This window comes from Olsenella sp. SW781 (genome assembly GCF_012027725.1).
Taxonomy (GTDB): domain Bacteria; phylum Actinomycetota; class Coriobacteriia; order Coriobacteriales; family Atopobiaceae; genus Thermophilibacter.
Map to the genome: position 1 here is coordinate 80,585 of NZ_SJOU01000004.1, position 18,172 is coordinate 98,756.

The following is an 18,172-nucleotide window of genomic DNA, read 5'->3' on the forward strand; positions in this document are numbered from 1 at the left end:
AAGTATTCGCAGCGTGCGGCCTTGGAGATGAGCTCGATGACCCCTGAGAACAAGCTCGGGATTACCAGTGACGTCGAGCTTGCCCGCGAGGAGGAGCGCCTGACCAAGCTCCGTGCCCTCGAGCTGTACGACATGGGGCTTCTCGACACCTTTGAGGTCGGGACCTTTGCCGGGCTCGCCAAGATTCACGGCTATCTGTTCCAGGACGTCTACGAGTTTGCTGGTGAGCCGCGCACGGTGAACATCTCCAAGGGCAGCTTTCGCTTTGCGTCCGTGATGTATCTGGGCTCGGCCCTCAGGGCAATCGACAAGATGCCTCAGTCCACGTTTGACCAGATTGTCGAGAAGTACGTGGAGATGAACGTTGCCCATCCCTTCCGTGAGGGCAACGGAAGGAGCGCGCGCATCTGGCTCGACTGCATGCTCAAAAGTGAGCTTGGCGTGGTCGTCGATTGGAACCGGGTGGATCGGGAAGACTACCTGCTTGCCATGGAGCGGAGCCCCGTGCGCGATAGGGAGATAAAGTTCCTGCTTAATGAGGCGCTGACGGACGCAGTCGCCGACCGCCGGGTCTACATGAAGGGCATCGACGCCAGCTATCGCTACGAGGGGTATGCGACGTATTCCATGGACGAGCTCGACGGATAGGCGGAAAAGGGGACAGGTTTTTTCTCTCAGGGAATTTGGGACAGGCCTTGGGCGTGAGCTCCAAGGCCTGTCCCAAATTCCCTGAGAGAAAAAACCTGTCCCCTTTTCCAGTATGCTAGGTGACTCTTGCACGCACGCAACCACGGGAGCTGCAACCACATGGACCTTATCGCCACGCTCGCAGAGGAGCTCGGCCTCAAGCCGGAGGCAGTCGACGCCGCCGTCAAGCTCATCGACGAGGGGAACACCATCCCCTTCATCGCGCGCTACCGCAAGGAGGCTACGGGCGGCATGGACGACGTCGCCCTGCGCGCCCTTGACGAGCGCCTCTCCTACCTGCGCAACCTCGAGAAGCGCAAGCAGGACGTCCTTCTCCTCATCGACGCACAGGGCAAGCTCACGCCCGAGCTCGAGGCGGAAATCAAGGCCGCCACGCAGCTCCAGCGCGTCGAGGACCTCTACAAGCCCTATCGCAAGAAGCGCATGACGCGCGCGCAGAAGGCGCGCGAGGCGGGGCTCGAGCCGCTGGCGAACATGATCTTCATGCAGATGTCCACCAAGGGCTCCGCACTCGACGAGGCGGCGCGCTTCGTGACGCCGGAGGCGGCAGAGGCCGGCTTCGACACGCCGGAGAAGGCGCTCGCCGGAGCCCAGGACATCGTGGCGGAGGTCGTGGCCGAGGACGCCGAGAACGTGGCCGACCTGCGTGCCTTCACCGAGGCGACGGCGGACATCGTTTCCGTTGCCACGAACGCGGACGAGAAGACCCCCTATGAGCCGTACTACGACTTCTCCGAGCCCGCGGCCAAGATCCCCAACCACCGCGTGCTTGCCATCGACCGCGGCGAGCGCGAGGAGAAGCTCCGCGTGCGCGTCCGCGTGGACGAGGCCGCGGCGGTGGCGCGCCTCGGCGGGCGCTGGCCGCGCCGCCAGGGCGTCTTTGCGCCCGTCTTTGACGCCGCCATTGCGGATGGCTACAAGCGCCTGATGGCGCCCTCGCTCGAGCGCGAGGTCCGCGCGCGCCTTACCGTGCGCGCCCAGACGGACGCCATCAAGGTCTTTGCCAAGAACCTCGAGGGGCTGCTCTCGGCCCGCCCCGTGCGCGGCGCCCGCATCATCTCGCTCGACCCGGGCTACCGCACCGGCTGCAAGGTGGCGGTGCTGGACGAGACGGGCAAGCTGCTCGACCACGGCGTGGTCTATCCCACCAAGCCGCGCCACGACGTCGCGGGCACCAAGCGCGAGCTCAAGCGCCTTGCGGACAAGTACGCGATCAACACCATCGTCATCGGCAACGGAACGGCCAGCCGCGAGACCGAGGAGGTCGTGTCCGAGTTCATCGCCGAGTCCGCGCCGGACCTGCGCTACACGATCGTCAACGAGGCGGGCGCCTCGGTCTACTCCGCCTCCGAGCTCGCGAGCCAGGAGTACCCGGACCTCGACGTCACCACGCGCGGCGCCATGAGCCTGGGCCGGCGCCTGCAGGACCCGCTCGCCGAGCTCGTGAAGATTCCGCCCCAGTCCATCGGCGTGGGCCAGTACCAGCACGACCTCGACCAGACGGAGCTCGCGCGCACACTGGGCTACGTGGTTGAGGACGTGGTCAACCGCGTGGGCGTGGACGTCAACACCGCGAGCGCGAGCCTTCTGGGCTACGTCTCCGGCATCACGTCCTCCGTGGCCAAGAACATCGTGGCCTACCGAGAAGAGCACGGCGCCTTCACCGACCGCCGCGAGCTCAAGAAGGTCCCCCAGCTCGGCCCCAAGGCGTTCCAGAACGCGGCGGGCTTCCTGCGCATCACCGGCGGCAAGAACCCGCTCGACGCCACGGCCGTGCACCCGGAGAGCTACGACGTGGCCACGGCCCTGCTCGAGCGCGCGGGCGTGGGCGCGGACGAGCTCACGCGCGGCGGCGTGCCGGACATCGAGAAGCGCGTGGGCAGCGTTGCCGCGCTCGCGGGCGAGCTGGACTGCGGCGTGCTCACGCTGATCGACATCGTGGCCGAGCTCAAGAAGCCGGGCCGCGACCCGCGCGACGACGCCCCGGAGCCCGTGTTCAGCCGCGCCGCGCTCTCGATCGACGACCTCCAGCCCGGCATGGAGCTCACGGGTACCGTGCGCAACGTCGTGGACTTTGGCGCCTTCGTGGACGTGGGCGTGCACCAGGACGGCCTCGTGCACATCTCCAAGCTGGCCAACCGCTTCGTCAAGCACCCGAGTGACGTCGTGGCGGTGGGGGACACGGTGAAGGTCTGGGTCGAGCGCGTGGACCGCGACCGCGGCAAGATCTCGCTTACCATGGTGCCAGGGAAGAAGTAGGCGCCGCCCCAGCGTCGGGACGCTGGATTTCTTGGTACAATGCGCAGGCACAGGGGTATCGTCCAATGGTTAGGACAGTGGTTTTTGGTGCCATCAATGTGGGTTCGAATCCTACTACCCCTGCCAGGCTATCTGCGGCCCCGTCTCCCTATGGGAGGCGGGGCCGCTTTGTGGCGGGCGCGGTCCTGTGGCGGGCGCGGCTCCGCGGCGGGCGCGCTTCGGGTTATAGGACAAAAAGTGTGTCCGATCCATCCTCTTATCCGCAGGTAGATGCCGGAAAACAAGGTCCCAGAGTTGGTCCGCCCCAACTGCCCGCCTGGACAAAATGTGTGTCCGACCTTCCGCGAACGACCAGCTAGACCATGCTAAAGCGGCCCGATAAGTTGGTCGTGAGGCGGTTCCTGCGGTGAAGACGAGATCCTGCCCCCTCTGCGGGGCGAAGATGAAGCGAAACGGCAAGACGAGCGCGGGGAGGACGCGGTGGAGGTGCACCTCCTGCGGGGCGAGCTCGGTCAGGAGGATCGACAGCGCGGCCAAGCTCCTGGCGCTCTTCCTGGGCTGGCTGCTCGGCCGCTCCAGGCAGGCGGACATGCCCGGCGGGGGCCGGACGTTCCGCAGGAAGACGGCCGCCTTCTGGGGGATCTGGCCGATGCCGCCGAAGGTGGAGGCGCCCAGGAGGGTCGTCTACCTCGACGGCATACACCTCGGCAGGAGGGCCGTCGTGCTGATAGCCTCCGACGACGGGCACGCGCTCGGCTGGCACCTGTGCCGCGCCGAGAACAGCCGCGCCTGGTCGGCGCTGATGTCGCGCATCGCGGCGCCCGAGGTCGCCGCGTCGGACGGCGGCGACGGCTTCGCCAAGGCGCTCGGGGAGACGTGGCCGGGCACCCGCCACCAGAGGTGCGCGTTCCACGCCTTCTGCCAGGTGAGGCGCTACACCACGAGGAGGCCCCGGACGCAGGCCGGGGCCGAGCTCTACGGGCTGGCGAGGGCGCTGCTCTCGGTCACGACCCTCAGGGAGGCGGACGGGTGGGTCCAGGCGCTGCTCGCGTGGTCCGAGCGCTGGGACTCGCTCCTGGCCGAGACGACCAGGGGCGAGGACGGCAGGGTGACGCTGGCCCACGAGAGGCTCGTGAAGGCCCGCCGCTCGCTCGCGCGCCTCGTCAACGCCGGGACGCTCTTCACCTACCTCGACCCCGGGCTGGTCCGGGACGGCCCGCTCCCCTCGACCAACAACCGGATCGAGGGAGGGGTGAACGCCCAGCTCAGGTCCATGCTCCGCGACCACAGGGGGCTGTCGGTCGAGAGGCGCATCAAGGCGATATTCTGGTGGTGCTACACGCACAGCCCGGACCCGCTGCCCGCCGCCGAGATCCTGCGCGTGATGCCCACGGACCGCTCGATCGCCGCGATCTACGAGCGCCTGGGCGAGCGCGAGAGGCTCGAGGGGACCATCCCGCAGTGGGGTGACGCCGTCGTCTGGTCCGAGCTCCACCATTCGGAGCCCTACCGGATGGACTGGGACTGATCGGACACACTTTTTGTCCTATAAGCCCGCGCTTCATGGCAAGTGACTGGTTTTGGACGGACGCGCGCCCTCTGGCGGCCTCATCCGTTCAAAACCAGTCACTCGGGCGGGGGTGCTGGCGGCTGGCCCCGTCACCCTTGTCGGGCTACGCGAGCTCCAGCCCGTCGAGGGCGGCGCAGATGGCGTCAAGGAGGATGACCGCGAAGGTCTGGGCGTCCCCGACGGTGAAGGCGGAGGTGCCCACGGGGAGCTCGATGCGCGCCGTGGGGGGCGTGGCGTGCGAGCTCTGGACCGCGGTACGCAGGCGCGGCGGGAGCGTGTCGAAGTCGTCGAGCATGACGTTGCCGACGCCCGACGCCACGTTATCGGGCAGCGCGGAGGTGGAGAGGACGAGAAGCGCCTGAACGTCGGGACTCGCGCCCTCGGGCGAGCCGAGGAGCTCGATTCCGCACGAGTCGATCGTGGCGTGCGCGAGGTTCCAGATACGCCCCGCGACGTTGCGGGAGATCGGGTCCTCGGCGGTGATGGCGATGTGGGCGTTCTCGAGCACGCTCGCCGCGCGCGCAAAGCCCATGCCGCCCATCGGGTGGGGACCGTCGGCGGGCTTTCCCGCCCAGACGTGCCGGAGGCGCTCGATGGCGTCAAAGGTGTCGGGGAAGGCCATGCCGTCCGCGAGCACGCCGATGCTCTCCTGGAAGAGCTTCACCGCGGCCTCGGTGTGGACGCCGTAGGTCCCGTCCGGCTCGCCGCAGGAGAACCCGAGGATGTTGAGGCGCTCCTGGAGCTGGCGGACGTCGTTGCCGTGGAAGTTGGGAAGGCGCAGGTAGAGGGTTCGATCCCCGAGCTGGTAGCACTCGTCGACGAGCGAGGACCACGTCGCGGTGTCCACCTCGTCCCCGAGGGAGAGCCCGTGCTCGATGCGGAAGCGCGCGATGGCCGCGGAGGTCGAGGGACCGAACGAGCTGTGCTCCCGCTCGACGGCGTCGATTGCGTAGCCGAGCGACTCGAGCCGCTCCTGAATGTCCTCGACGGCGACACCCGCCGCGCCTTGCCTAATAGCGTCCATCGCCTCTCCTCAAGCGAACATGGGATGGGGACGCGCCTAGCTGGCGCGCTCCACAAAGAAGTCTGACATAGAAAGTAGCAGGTCGCGAGCCTCAACCGTGATGTGACTCGCCTCGGCGAGCTCCCTCGCGCCCTCCTTGGCGCGCTCCGCCATCTGCCCCGCGAGCGTGCGGCAGTGCTCGATGCCGCCGCCCCGATCGATGAGCTCGACGGCCCGGGCAAGCTCGGCGGCATCGGTGGTGGAGCTGCCGAGAAGCGCCACGAGCTCCTCTCGGCCAACGTCATCGAGATGCTCGAGCGCCCACACCACGGCGAGCGTCCGCTTGCCCTCGGTGATGTCCGAGCGGAAGTCCTTCCCCTGGGCCTCGGCGTCTCCCACGAGGTTGAGCAGGTCATCGGCCAGCTGGAAGGCGACGCCGGCGGTGAGGCCCATCTCGAGCAGGCCGCGCGCCGCCTCCTCCGAGCCTCCGCTCACGAGCGCGCCCACGTAGAGCGGCACGGCGGCGGAGTACCACGAGGTCTTGCTCGTGACCATGTAGAGGTAGTCCTCGGAGGTGACGTCCCAGCGCGCGTCGCGAACCCAGCCGAGGTCGAGCGCCTGGCCCTCGAGCGTGTGACGCTCCATGCGCACCAGCTCGGAGAGCGCTCGAAGCCTTCGGTCCGCGGGGAGCGCCTCGTCGCGCAGGACCACCTCGAAGACCTGGGTGAGCGCCAGGTCGCCGGCGTTTATCGCCAGCCCCGTGCCCTCCACGCGGTGCAGGCACGGCTCGCCGCGGCGCAGCTCGCCCTCGTCCGCGATGTCGTCGTGGATGAGGGCCGCGCTCTGGAAGAGCTCGACGGCGACCGCGCACGAGAGCGCGTCCTCGGCCCGCCCGCCCACGGCCTCGGCGCCGAGAAGCGCGAGCACGGGCCGCACGCGCTTGCCGCCGCCTGCGGTGAAGCGGCGGAGCGGCGCGTAGAGATAGCGTGCGAGGTCGTCGGAGACGGGCCCGTCGGTGAGGGGCGCGTCCGCGGCGTCCGCGAGCGCGCGCTCGACGAGGGGCAGGCGCTCCCTCAGGTAGGTGACGAAGAGCTCTTCCATGGTCCTTCTCGTCCTTCTCGCCGGCGCTAGCCCTCGTAGCCGTCGGGGTTGTGGGACTGCCAGTTCCAGGAGTCGCGGCACATGTCCTCGATGTTGAACTTGGCCTCCCAGCCCATGAGGTCGCGGGCCTTGGAGCAGTCGGCGTAGTTGGCGGTGACGTCGCCGGGGCGGCGCGGGTCGACAACGTAGGGGATCTCGTGACCGCAGGCCTTGGAGAACGCCTTGATGATCTCGAGGACCGAGGTGCCCGTGCCGGTGCCGAGGTTGAAGACCTCGACGCCCGTGCGGCCGTTCATCCAGGCGAGCGCCGCGGCGTGGCCGGAGGCGAGGTCGCAGACGTGGATGTAGTCACGCACGCCGGTGCCGTCTGGCGTGTCGTAGTCGTCGCCGAAGACGTGCACGGCGTCGCGCTTGCCGATGGCGGTCTGCGCGACGTAGGGCACGAGGTTGTTGGGGATGCCCTTGGGGTCCTCGCCCATGAGGCCCGAGGGGTGCGCGCCGATGGGGTTGAAGTAGCGGAGAAGGACGACGTTCCACTCGGGGTCGGCCGTGTGGAGGTCCGTGAGGATCTGCTCGATCATCCACTTGGTCCAGCCGTAGGGGTTGGTGGCCGGCTTCTTGGGGCTCTCCTCGGTGAGCGGCAGGGAGTCCGGGTCGCCGTAGACGGTGGCGGAGCTGGAGAAGATGATGGACTTGCAGCCGTGCTCGCGCATGACGTCGACGAGCGTGAGCGTGTTGCCGATGTTGTTGGCGTAGTACTCGATGGGCTTGGATACGGACTCGCCCACGGCCTTGTAGCCGGCGAAGTGGATTACGCGGCTCGGGCGGTGCTCGTCGAAGATCTTGGCGAGCGCGGCGCGGTCGTTGACGTCGGCCTCGTAGAAGGTGAGGTTGGCCGCGGCCGGCTCCCCGACGATGGTCTTGATCCGGTCCATGACCTTGGCGGACGCGTTGGAGAGGTCGTCGACGATAACGACCTGGTAGCCGCGCGTAAGCAGCTCGACGACCGTGTGGCTGCCGATGAAGCCGGCTCCGCCGGTGACGAGCACGCAGGTGTCCTGGGGCGCGATCTTCTCGCTCATGGAAGTCCTTTCGGTTGTGGTGGACGTTTCCCCGTAAATCCCCCCTGCTCATAAGTATACGTCGGCGGGGCGCTGAGAGGTGCGACCTCCAGCTCCCTCAGGGCCGACACTCATGCGCGCCGGCTTGCGACTGCCTGTCGGACGGCACTTCTCGACAAAGTCAGAGAAGAGGCCGACACTCTTTGCCGAGGGTCCGCGGCTCGAGCCGACACGCATGAGTGCCGGATCCCGTTGGGCCGGGCTGTCGGGGAGGGGAGAAGAACGTGCGCAAGCAACTCCTCTGCGCACTTGCGTCGCGGGGCCTTCTCGCTGGCGACGGGGTGACGACCATCTATGGCGAGCCTGCGTGGCGCCCGGTGCCGGCCGGCCGCGAGCCGCAGGCGCTTCTCGACGCGACGCCGCTCCAGAGACGGCTCGTCGAGTGTGCGCATGGAACCGCGGCGATGGGGGAGGGCCTCTGCGCCGCGTGGGTGGAGCGGTCGTTCTCCCGCCTGGGCATGGGCTACGTCTCGGGCGATGCGCGCGAGCTGTACGAGGGGTTCTGTCATCTCACGGACGTGGGCGACCTGCTCGTGGGCATGGTCGTGGCCGTGGGCCGCCACCCGTACGGCGCGGGTGGCTGGGACCATGGCCACGTGGGGCTCTATGTGGGGGACGGTGTTGTCATGGACTGCGTCGACGGGCGCGTGCGTCGCGTCCCTCTGACGCTGTGGCTCTCCGCGTACGGCGTGGCGAGCGAGCCGCGCTGGGGGTGGCTCGGCGCGATGGCGCTGGCGTGAGGGTTTCCCGGCAAACGACCCTGTCACCGTTGCCACGAGAGGGATAGACTGATGGGCGGTGTGAATTTGGCCGGCGGGGGCCGGCCCTGTGAGATGGGAGCATCCATGGCCGAGGACGCCAAGCAGTACGCGCTGGACAAGCACAAGGAGTGGCAGGGCAAGATCGAGGTGATCACCCGCGCCCCCATCACCACGCCGGAGGAGCTGGCCGTGGCCTACACGCCGGGCGTCGCCGCGCCGTGCCTCAAGATCTCCGAGAACGTGGAGGACTCCTACACCTATACCCGCCGCGGCAACCTGGTGGCCGTGGTCACGGACGGCACCGCGGTTCTGGGCCTCGGCGACATCGGCCCCGAGGCGGGCATGCCGGTCATGGAGGGCAAGTGCGCCCTGTTCAAGACCTTCGCGGACGTGGACGCGTTCCCGCTGTGCGTGCGCTCCAAGGACGTGGACGAGATCGTCCGCACCGTCGAGCTCGTCGCCGGCAGCTTCGGCGGAATCAACCTCGAGGACATCTCCGCGCCGCGCTGCTTTGAGATCGAGCGCCGCCTCAAGGAGTGCTGTGACATCCCCGTCTTCCACGACGACCAGCACGGCACTGCGGTCGTGACCTGCGCCGCGCTCATCAACGCCTGCCGCCTCACCGGCCGCGAGCTCGCGGACGTGCGCGTGGTCTTCTCCGGCGCCGGCGCCGCGGGCATCTCCATCGCCAAGCTCATGCAGCGCATGGGCGTGAAGGACGTCATCATCTGCGACCGCACGGGCGCCATCTACGAGGGCCGCGAGGGTCTCAACCCCGAGAAGGCCGAGATCGCCACGTGGACCAACCGCGAGGGCGTGAGGGGCAGCCTCGCCGACGCCGTCAAGGGCGCCGACGTCTTCGTGGGCGTCTCCGCTCCCGGCGTGCTCACCCAGGACATGGTCCGCACGATGGCGCCGGCCCCGATCGTCTTCGCCTGCGCGAACCCCGTGCCGGAGATCATGCCGGACGAGGCGCTCGCGGCAGGGGCCGCCGTGGCCGCCACGGGCCGCTCCGACTTCCCCAACCAGATCAACAACGTGCTCGCGTTCCCGGGCATCTTCCGCGGCGCCCTCGACGTGCGCGCGTCCGACATCAACGACGACATGATGGAGGCCGCGGCCTACGCGATCGCCGGCCTCGTCGACGACGAGCACCGCGCCGCCGACTACATCATCCCCGGCGCCTTCGACGAGCGCGTGGCGCCCGCCGTCGCCGCCGCCGTGGCCGAGGCCGCCCGCAAGAGCGGGGTTGCTCGCCTCTAGAATTTGGGGACGGGTTATTTCTCTCAGGAAAAGCGGGACAGGCCCGGGCCTGTCCCGCTTTTCCTGAGAGAAATAACCCGTCCCCTTTTACGTTTCGGTGAGGGTGAAGAGGTCGTCGGGGCGGCTCTCCATGAGCTCCTGCCAGCTCTGGTAGGCGGCCTCGTACTCCGCCTGGTGGTCGGGGTCGTCCTGATAGATGGACATCTGGGCGCTGAGCTCCGCGTTCTTCTCGTCGAATGCGGCGACGACGTCATCGTAATTATCGCGGATGCCGATGGTGTAGCGCTTCGTCTTGGTCTCCCCGTTTTCGAACGTCACCGTGAGGGCGAGGGTGAGCTGCATGAGCACGTCTATGCTGCGCCGTTCGACGGCGGACCAGAAGGCGTTGCTCGCCCTCATGTCGGCGAGCTCGCCCTCATAGGTGCCATCCCGCGCCTCGAAAAGGGCATTCTGCTGGCGGTAGAGCTCCTCGAGCTCGTCATCCGTGGGGAAGTACGTCCAGATCTGGCGGTTGAAGTCGTCCTGGTCCTGCTCCTGGTTGGCATAGTCCACGGTGAAGCCGTCGAGGGTGCCGCCGTGGTCGGGGTGGGCCTCGCCCTCTCCCACCTGGTCAGGATGGTTGTAGAGCGCGTCGAGATAGGCGTATGGCCGGTCAAGGGGCATCTCCTCCGTGTCACCCTCTGGAAAGCCCACGACGTCCCCCTCGAGCGCATACGCGATCTTCTCGATGCCCGTGCCTGTGACGTCGAAGTTGAGCGTGCGAGCGGCGTACCAGTAGAGTCCCGCTCTGCCGCCGCGTGAGCCGGCGGAGCCTACCATCTGCCTGGCGATGACGGTGTTGTCCCCATAGGGGGTGCCGTCGGCGTAGGCGGCGAGGGCGAAGAAGTTGCCCTCGGGCTCGGCGGTGGGGACGCCTGCGGTCGGCTCTGCGGGACTGGGCCGGGTCACGACGGAGAGCGCGAGGTAGCCCGCTGCAACGCCAAGCGTCCCGAGGCCAGCGGCTATGACGGCTCGCCGTGTGACGGGGCTACCGGCCCCACGTCTCCGACGCGAGCCCCGGGCACACTCGCCCTTCTCGGCCCTGATCTCATCGATTACGGACTTCCGTACGTCCTCGGGCAGCGCCACGCGACGCGCCCGCGTGCGGAACCTCTCAAACTGCTGGCTGCTCATGGCATCTCTCCTTAGTTTCTGGATCGAGCATCTGCCTCATCCTCTTGCGCGCCCGATGCAGGCGCGTGCGCACCGTCGAGGGGGCGCATCCCACCACGCGGGCGATCTCGTCGGTCGTGTACTCCTCAACGTAGTGGAGCAACGCCACCACGCGGAGTTTCTCGGGCAGGGCCTGAAGTGCCTGCCAGACCGGGTCGGCGCGCAGCTCCGCGAGGGCTGCGTCCTCCGTACTCGCGTCGCGCGCCGGCAGCTCGCCCCCGGCGTCCTCGGCGCTCTCCACGCGGCGCCTCCACGGCATGCGGTAGAGCTCGTGGCATCGGTTGACCGTCACGCGCAGAAGCCAAGCGCGCAGGTGCTCGTCGCTGGTGAACGCGGTGCCGTCCGTGAGCAGCCGGCAGAACACGTCCTGCGCCACGTCCTGGGCGTCGTGCTCCGAGCGCGTCTGCGCAAGCGCAACGAGATAGACCGAGTTTCCGTGCGCGGCCATCGCGTGCCGCATGAACTTCTCGGTGCGTGTCTTGGTTTTGTCCACGCTCATCACCTCCCTGCCCAGTACATGCGCCAGCAGTGCATAATGTTCCCGTAGTCGGGCGTGCGAGGGGGGCTGCCACTGGCGTCAGTGGCAGTCCGGGAGGGGAGATGGACGAGCAGAGCCAGGAATACCGGGCGTGCGGGCGCAAGAAGCGCTACGACACGCGGGTCGACGCGCGCAAGGCGGCCGAGAGGAGCTCGCGTCGCAAGGACGCTCCGAAGATCTTCGTCTATGAGTGCCCGTACTGCGGCGGCTGGCACCTCACGCACCACCGGCCGCGGTAGGCGCGACGCAAGCCCCGCGCGCGACGCGGGACCCTAGAGCTTGCCGTGGAGCTTGAGGATCTCGATGATCATGTGGTCGCGATACTCCGCCAGGCTCTCGGGCGTGTTGCCGATCTCGGCCGGGCGCGCGGCGAGCTCCGCGTTCACTCCTTCCTGCGCGGCCTGCGCGAACTCGGGCGGGAAGCTCTTCCAGTCGGCCATGTCGGCAAGCCAGAGGCTGATCGAGTCGTTGAGGTGGCTCATGAGGCCCGAGACGCCGCCCTTGCCGCCCCCCAGCTCAAAGACGAGCGACGGCCCCATGATGCCCCAGCGGATGCCGGGGCCGAAGGTGACGGCCTTGTCGGCGTCCTCGACGGTGCAGACACCGGAGAGCACGAGGTTGGCGACCTCGCGATAGAGGGCCATCTGCAGACGGTTGCAGATGAAGCCGAGCGCCTCCTTCTGCAGCACGACGGGCTCCATGCCCACCCGTGCGTAGAACTCCTTGGCGCACGATACGACCTCGTCGGAGGTGCGCTCGCCCTTGGTGATCTCCACGAGCGGAATGAGGTGGGGCGGGTTGTACGGGTGGCCTCCGCAGAAGCGCTCGGGATGGGCGGCATCCTTGGCGATCTGGCTCACGAGCAGGCCGGAGGTGGAGCTGGCGACGATGGCGTCGGGCGCGGCGGCGGCCTCGATTGCGCGAACGAGCCCCCACTTCACCTCGTAGTGCTCGGCGGAGGACTCCTGGATGAACTGGGCGTCCCGCACCGCCTCCTCGATGGAGGTGGTGTAGTGGATGCGATCGGCGATTGCGGCTGCCTGGGCCTCGTCGTAGACGCCGTTCTTCACGAGCGAGGCGAGCGAGTCCCGTACGCGCTCTCGTGCCAGATTGCCGGACTCCTCGGTGCGGTTCTGCGCCCACACGTCGAGCCCCGCCATCGCGAACTTGAGCGCCCAGCTGTACCCGATGACCCCCGCGCCGATTGACGCGGCGACCCTGATGTCCTCCGCCTTCATCGTGCCTCCTTGGTCGCAAGCGAAAAGATGCCACTACCGTTCTATCACGCGGCGCGCACCACGGCACCCAAGGCGTCGCACGACCGGCGAGCGGCGCTCGGAACGTGGGGAGGCGCCGATTGTCGGTGATTTTCGGCGGAGGCGGTAAGTATCACCGGCGAGGTGACAATTATCTAGCTGCGGAAAGGTCTTTCCTTCGAGGGGGAATACGAGGGCTCCCTCCCAATAATCACCGACAATCGGCGCAAGGCTATGCGCCGCACCCCTTTTCCGGGCGGTTCACGATGACGATGCCCAGGCTCACCAGCGCAAGCGCCGTCACGGCAACGGCGGGGCTCACCACGTTGGTCTCACCGAGAAGGACGGCGGAGAGCAGCACGCCGAAGACCGGGTTCATGAAGCCGAAGACCGCCACGCGCGAGACCGGGTTCGCGGCGAGCGCGACCGACCAGAGCGAGTATGCCGCGGCGGAGATGAAGCCGAGGTAGGCGAGAAGCGTGAGCGCGGGCAGCGGGTTCGCCGCGTCCGCTGGGGCGACGCGGCCGCCAGCGACGAGGCCCACGACCAGCATGATCGCCCCGCCGAAGACGAACTGCCAGCCGGAGAGCAGCACGGGGTCGTGCTCGCGCGAGAAGCGCTTGGCGAGGTTGCTCGACGTGGCGGCGGCGACGGTGGAGAGCAGCACCATCCCCTCACCGGTGAGGGCGAAGCTGAGCCCGCCCGACTCCCCGGCGACGTTCACCAGCACAACGCCCGCAAAGCCCACGAGGCAGCCGAGCACCTTGCGGCCTGTGAGCCGCTCGAAGCGGAAGACGAGCGCCGCGAGAAGGACGCAGAGAAACGAGTTGCTCGCCTCGAGGATGGAGCTCGTCACGCCCGCGCAGTTGGCGAGGCCAACGTAGAAGAGGACGTACTGCAGCACGGTCTGGAAGAGCGAGAGCGTGCCGATCGCGGGCAGGTCGCGCCTTTCGGGCAGGAAGGCGCGCCGCCGCGCCACGCTCATGCCGGCGACCACCATGAGGCCCGCAATCACGAAGCGCGTTCCCGCAAAGGCCAGGATTGACGGCACGTCGGCGGCGTCGACCCCGAACAGCTCGTAGCCGATCTTCACGCACGGGAACGCCGAGCCCCACAGAAAGCACGCTGCCAGGCAGGCCAGCACCACGCCGGGCAGGGTGGCTATGAACGGCGTCTTCTCGGGGCGGGCGTCTGCTTCGCTCACGTTCTTCTCGCTTCCTCTGCGTTTGTACCGCACGTAATCCTAGCAGCATCGCTCGGTGCCGGCGAGAAGAACGACGCGCCCCCGCCGCGCGCCATCTGTGGGCGTTGTCGGAATGGGGGTTATGGCAATCGACGGGCTTCGTGCGTTGCCGAACCTGGGGTTATGGCAATAAGGCCCGAGGGCCAACAGGGGTTTCTCCTCGCCCGTTATAGAAAATGGGGTTATGGCAGCTCGATTTCTGCCATAACCCCAGATTCGATAACGCCTCAGAAGCCGGCGCTGCCACGACCCCCGTTTCCGCAACGCGCGGGGCGGGGCGGGAGGCGCGGACACCACGCCAGCAAAAGGCCGCCCCCCGCGAGCGAGAAGGGCGGCCGATCGAAGCGGGCTACTCCGTGAAGTACGCCACGCCGCTCTCGATGAGCGGCTGGTATGCGTTGCCCGGCACGTTCTTGTAGAGCCCCGCGCCGGAGCGCTCGGTGTGGCCCATCTTGCCGAGGACGCGGCCGTCCGGCGAGGTGATGCCCTCGATGGCGAGGACGGAGCCGTTGGGGTTCACGTCGAGCGACATCCCCGGCACGCCGGCCTCGTCCACGTACTGGGTGGCCACCTGGCCGGCGGCGATGAGCTTCTCGAGCACCTCGGGCGAGGCCACGAAGCGGCCCTCGCCGTGAGAGATCGCGATGTTGTGCACGTCGCCGACCTCGCACTTAGAGAGCCAGGGGCTGAGGTTGCTCGCCACGCGCGTGCGCACGAGGCGGCTCTGGTGACGGCCGATGGTGTTGAAAGTGAGCGTGGGGCAGGTGTCGTCCATCGGGCGGATGTCACCGTAGGGCACAAGACCCAGCTTCACGAGCGCCTGGAAGCCGTTGCAGATGCCGAGCATGAGGCCGTCTCGGGACTGCAGGAGCTCGCGCACGGCCTCGGTGACCTCGGGCGCGCGGAAGAACGCGGTGATGAACTTGGCGGAGCCGTCGGGCTCGTCGCCGCCGGAGAAGCCGCCGGGGATCATGACGATCTGGCTCTCGCGAATGCGGCGCGCGAGCTCGTGGCTGCTCTCGGCCACGGCGCTGGGCGTGAGGTTGTTGACCACGAAGACGTCGGCCACGGCACCGGCGCGCTCGAAGGCGCGGGCGGTGTCGTACTCGCAGTTGGTGCCCGGGAAGACGGGGATGATCACGCGCGGGCGTGCGATCTTCTCGCCTGCGTAGACGTGGGGCGCGTCGCAGGAGAAGGACACGGGCTCAACGGCGGGCAGGGCTGCGGCCTCGTCGGCGGGCGTGCGGTAGGGGAAGACGGACTCGATGCCGCCCTCCCAGGCCTCCTGGAGTGCGGAGAGGTCAATCTGCTCGTCGGCCGTCTCCAGGACGTAGCCCTCGACGGTGGTGCCGAGCGGCTCGATCACCACGTCGTCGGCCGCCTGCGCGAGGACGGCGTCGGCCTCCTCGGAGAGCTCCACGACGAAGCTGCCGTACATCGGCTCGAAGAGGGAGTCAACGTCGACGTCGTCCGCGAGCTCGAGGCCGATCTGGTTGCCCACGCACATCTTGAAGAGCGCCTCGGCGGTGCCGCCGTAGCCGGGCGTGTCGCATGCGAGCGCGGCGCCCGCGGCGGTGAGCGCCTCGACGAGCTCGAGGGCGTGCATGAGCGGGGCGAGCGCGGGGCGGTGGTCGTCGCCGTAGGCGGCGGGCGCGATGCGGACGACGCGGTGGCCGGCGGCCTTGAACTCAGGTGAGGTCACGCGGTCGACCGAGCCCGTGGCAACGGCGAAGGAGACGAGCGTGGGCGGCACGTCGAGGTCCTCGAAGGAGCCCGACATGGAGTCCTTGCCGCCGATGGCGCCGATGCCGAGGTCGGCCTGGGCCATAAGCGCCCCCAGCACCGCGGCGAGCGGCTTGCCCCAGCGCTCCGGGACGTCGCGCAGGCGCTCGAAGTACTCCTGGAAGCTGAGGTAGGCGCGCTCGTGCGCAAAGCCGGTGGCCACGAGGCGGGAGACGCTCTCCACGACGGAGAGGTAGGCGCCCGCGAACTGGTCCGCGCTCATGAGGTAGGGGTTGAAGCCCCACGCCATGCCGGAGACCGTGGTGGTCTCGCCCATGACGGGGAACTTGGCGACCATCGCCTGCGCGGGCGTGAGCTGCGTCCTGCCGCCGAAGGGCATGAGCACGGTGCCGGCGCCGATGGTGGAGTCGAAGCGCTCGGAGAGGCCCTTGTTGGAGCAGACGTTGAGGTCGGTCACAAGCGCGCGCAGGCGCTCCTCGAGGGTGGCGCCGCCCCAGGACGGCTGCCAGACGCTCGGCGCCTCGACGTGCGCGGCCTGATGCTTGGGGGCGCCGTTGCTGGCGAGGAACTCGCGGGAGAGGTCGACGATGACGTCGCCCATCCAGGCCATGCGCACGCGCTTCTCGTGCGTGACCTCGGCGATGACGGTGGCCTCGAGGTTCTCCTCGCGGGCGTAGTCCATGAACTCGTCCACGTCGTCCTCCGCCACGGCCACGGCCATGCGCTCCTGGGACTCGGAGATGGCGAGCTCGGTGCCGTCGAGGCCCTCGTACTTCTTGGTGACCTGGTCGAGGTCGATGTAGAGGCCGTCGGCCAGCTCGCCCACGGCCACGCTCACGCCGCCCGCGCCGAAGTCGTTGCAGCGCTTGATGAGGCGGCACGCGTCGCCGCGGCGGAAGAGGCGCTGGAGCTTGCGCTCCATGGGCGCGTTGCCCTTCTGGACCTCGGCCCCGTCCTTCTCGATGGACTCCACGTTGTGCGCCTTGGAGCTGCCGGTGGCGCCGCCGATGCCGTCGCGGCCGGTGCGCCCGCCCAGCAGGATGATCTTGTCGCCGGGCTGCGGCTCCTCGCGGCGCACGTGGGAGGCGGGGGTGGCGCCCACGACGGCGCCGACCTCCATGCGCTTGGCCACGTATCCCGGGTGGTAGAGCTCGGAGACCTGCCCCGTGGCCAGGCCGATCTGGTTGCCGTAGGAGGAGTAGCCGGCGGCCGCGGTGGTGACGAGCTTGCGCTGCGGCAGCTTGCCCGCCATGGTCTTAGAGACGGGCACGGTGGGGTCGGCCGCTCCGGTCACGCGCATGGCCTGGTAGACGTAGCTCCGCCCGGAGAGCGGGTCGCGGATGGCGCCGCCGATGCAGGTGGCCGCGCCGCCGAAGGGCTCGATCTCGGTGGGGTGGTTGTGGGTCTCGTTCTTGAAGAGGAAGAGCCAGCCCTGGTCCTCGCCGTCCACGTCCACGGTGACCTTGACGGTGCACGCGTTGATCTCCTCGGACTCGTCGAGGCCGGTGAGCTGGCCCGTGTGCGTGAGCCACTTGGCGCCGATCGTGCCCATGTCCATGAGGGTCACGGGGCGCTCGTCGCGGCCGAGCTCGTGGCGCATCACCAGGTAGCGGTCAAAGGCCTCCTGCACCGTGGCGTCGTCGATCGTGACGTCGGTGAGCACGGTGCCGAAGGTGGTGTGGCGGCAGTGGTCGGACCAGTAGGTGTCGATGACGCGGATCTCCGTGATGGAGGGGTCGCGGCCCTCGCCGCGGAAGTACTCCTGGCAGAAGGCGATGTCCGCCGCGTCCATGGCCAGGCCGCGCTCGGCGATGAAGGCGGCGAGGCCGGCCTCGTCGAGCTCGCGGAAGCCGTCGAGCACCTCCACGGGCGCGGGCTCGGGAATCTCGGTCGCGAGCGTTGCGGGCTTGTCGAGGGAGGCGAGGCGCGCCTCGACGGGGTTCACCACGTAGTGCTTCACGGCGTCCACGTCCGTCTCGGAGAGCGCGCCCTCGAGGACGTAGATGGTCGCGGAGCGCACGAGCGGGCGCTCGCCCTGGCTGATGAGCTGGACGCACTCGCTCGCGGAGTCGGCTCGCTGGTCAAACTGGCCGGGGAGGAACTCCACGGCAAAGACCACGGCGCCCTCCGCCACCTCGGGCATCTCCTCGGTGGCGATGTCGGTCTGGGGCTCCGAGAAGACCGTGGGCACGCAGGACGCAAAGAGCTCGGGGGTGATGCCCTCGACGTCGTAGCGGTTGATGAGCCTGAGGCCGGTGAGGGACTCGATGCCGAGGAGCGTCCTGAGCTCGCGCTCGAGCGACGTGGCCTCCCCGTCAAATCCCGGCTTCTTCTCCACGTAGATGCGAGAGACCATGCGCTGCTACCTCCTGCTGTCGAGGGCCCGTTCCCTAA

14 protein-coding genes and 1 tRNA gene are annotated in these 18,172 nt (G+C 68.5%); 7 read left to right on the forward strand and 8 right to left on the reverse strand.

Annotated elements, in window-relative coordinates; all coding sequences use genetic code 11:
* Nucleotides 1-27: 27 nt before the first annotated feature.
* The 4 genes from fic (at nucleotide 28) to E0L17_RS03420 (ending at nucleotide 4,495) form a co-directional block, all read left to right on the forward strand.
* Nucleotides 28-648, forward strand: a complete 621-nt coding sequence (gene fic / locus E0L17_RS03405) for a protein adenylyltransferase Fic (protein WP_502706247.1) — start codon at nucleotides 28-30, stop codon at nucleotides 646-648.
* A 159-nt stretch (nucleotides 649-807) separates the two neighbouring features.
* Nucleotides 808-2,967, forward strand: a complete 2,160-nt coding sequence (locus E0L17_RS03410) for a Tex family protein (protein ID WP_167929852.1) — start codon at nucleotides 808-810, stop codon at nucleotides 2,965-2,967.
* Nucleotides 2,968-3,018: 51 nt separating this feature from the next.
* A tRNA-Gln gene (locus E0L17_RS03415) sits at nucleotides 3,019-3,093 on the forward strand.
* Nucleotides 3,094-3,373: 280 nt separating this feature from the next.
* Nucleotides 3,374-4,495, forward strand: coding sequence for an IS1249 family transposase (locus E0L17_RS03420; RefSeq protein WP_167929853.1), 1,122 nt, complete (start codon nucleotides 3,374-3,376; stop codon nucleotides 4,493-4,495).
* Between the two features lie 145 nt (nucleotides 4,496-4,640).
* Here the strand turns inward: E0L17_RS03420 and E0L17_RS03425 are convergent, their stop codons facing one another.
* Genes E0L17_RS03425 through galE form a run of 3 tightly spaced genes read right to left on the reverse strand, consistent with a single transcriptional unit; the run spans nucleotide 4,641 to nucleotide 7,723 of the window.
* Nucleotides 4,641-5,561 carry a peptidoglycan-binding domain-containing protein gene (locus E0L17_RS03425; protein WP_167929854.1) on the reverse strand — a complete coding sequence of 307 codons (921 nt, stop codon included), beginning with the start codon at nucleotides 5,559-5,561 and terminating at the stop codon, nucleotides 4,641-4,643.
* Between the two features lie 36 nt (nucleotides 5,562-5,597).
* On the reverse strand, nucleotides 5,598-6,641 hold the full coding sequence (locus tag E0L17_RS03430; RefSeq protein WP_167929855.1) for a polyprenyl synthetase family protein: 1,044 nt from the start codon (nucleotides 6,639-6,641) through the stop codon (nucleotides 5,598-5,600).
* Nucleotides 6,642-6,667: 26 nt separating this feature from the next.
* The gene (galE, locus tag E0L17_RS03435; RefSeq protein ID WP_167929856.1) at nucleotides 6,668-7,723 is read right to left on the reverse strand and encodes a UDP-glucose 4-epimerase GalE; all 1,056 of its coding nucleotides are present in this window, start codon (nucleotides 7,721-7,723) and stop codon (nucleotides 6,668-6,670) included.
* 263 nt (nucleotides 7,724-7,986) lie between these two features.
* Between galE and E0L17_RS03440 the strand changes: the two genes are divergently transcribed.
* A complete protein-coding gene (locus tag E0L17_RS03440; protein WP_167929857.1) occupies nucleotides 7,987-8,502 on the forward strand; it encodes a hypothetical protein in 516 nt (171 codons plus the stop codon).
* A gap of 105 nt (nucleotides 8,503-8,607) precedes the next feature.
* A complete protein-coding gene (locus E0L17_RS03445) occupies nucleotides 8,608-9,786 on the forward strand; it encodes an NAD(P)-dependent malic enzyme (protein ID WP_167929858.1) in 1,179 nt (392 codons plus the stop codon).
* A gap of 87 nt (nucleotides 9,787-9,873) precedes the next feature.
* Here E0L17_RS03445 and E0L17_RS03450 read toward each other — a convergent pair whose 3' ends face one another.
* A complete protein-coding gene (locus E0L17_RS03450; RefSeq protein WP_167929859.1) occupies nucleotides 9,874-10,959 on the reverse strand; it encodes a hypothetical protein in 1,086 nt (361 codons plus the stop codon).
* A complete protein-coding gene (locus E0L17_RS03455) occupies nucleotides 10,940-11,491 on the reverse strand; it encodes an RNA polymerase sigma factor (protein WP_206108990.1) in 552 nt (183 codons plus the stop codon). The genes E0L17_RS03450 and E0L17_RS03455 overlap by 20 nt, the downstream gene beginning before the upstream one ends.
* Before the next feature lie 107 nt (nucleotides 11,492-11,598).
* Between E0L17_RS03455 and E0L17_RS03460 the strand changes: the two genes are divergently transcribed.
* Entirely contained in the window at nucleotides 11,599-11,775 is a 177-nt protein-coding gene (locus E0L17_RS03460) for a hypothetical protein (protein ID WP_167929860.1), read from the forward strand.
* Nucleotides 11,776-11,808: 33 nt separating this feature from the next.
* Here the strand turns inward: E0L17_RS03460 and E0L17_RS03465 are convergent, their stop codons facing one another.
* From E0L17_RS03465 to E0L17_RS03475, 3 genes are all read right to left on the reverse strand, one after another.
* The gene (locus tag E0L17_RS03465) at nucleotides 11,809-12,774 is read right to left on the reverse strand and encodes a 3-hydroxyacyl-CoA dehydrogenase family protein (RefSeq protein WP_167929861.1); all 966 of its coding nucleotides are present in this window, start codon (nucleotides 12,772-12,774) and stop codon (nucleotides 11,809-11,811) included.
* A gap of 250 nt (nucleotides 12,775-13,024) precedes the next feature.
* Nucleotides 13,025-13,996: a DMT family transporter gene (locus E0L17_RS03470; protein WP_167929862.1), complete on the reverse strand. Its 972-nt coding sequence runs from the start codon at nucleotides 13,994-13,996 to the stop codon at nucleotides 13,025-13,027.
* 388 nt (nucleotides 13,997-14,384) lie between these two features.
* Nucleotides 14,385-18,134 carry a phosphoribosylformylglycinamidine synthase gene (locus E0L17_RS03475; RefSeq protein WP_167929863.1) on the reverse strand — a complete coding sequence of 1,250 codons (3,750 nt, stop codon included), beginning with the start codon at nucleotides 18,132-18,134 and terminating at the stop codon, nucleotides 14,385-14,387.
* Between the last annotated feature and the right edge of the window lie 38 nt (nucleotides 18,135-18,172).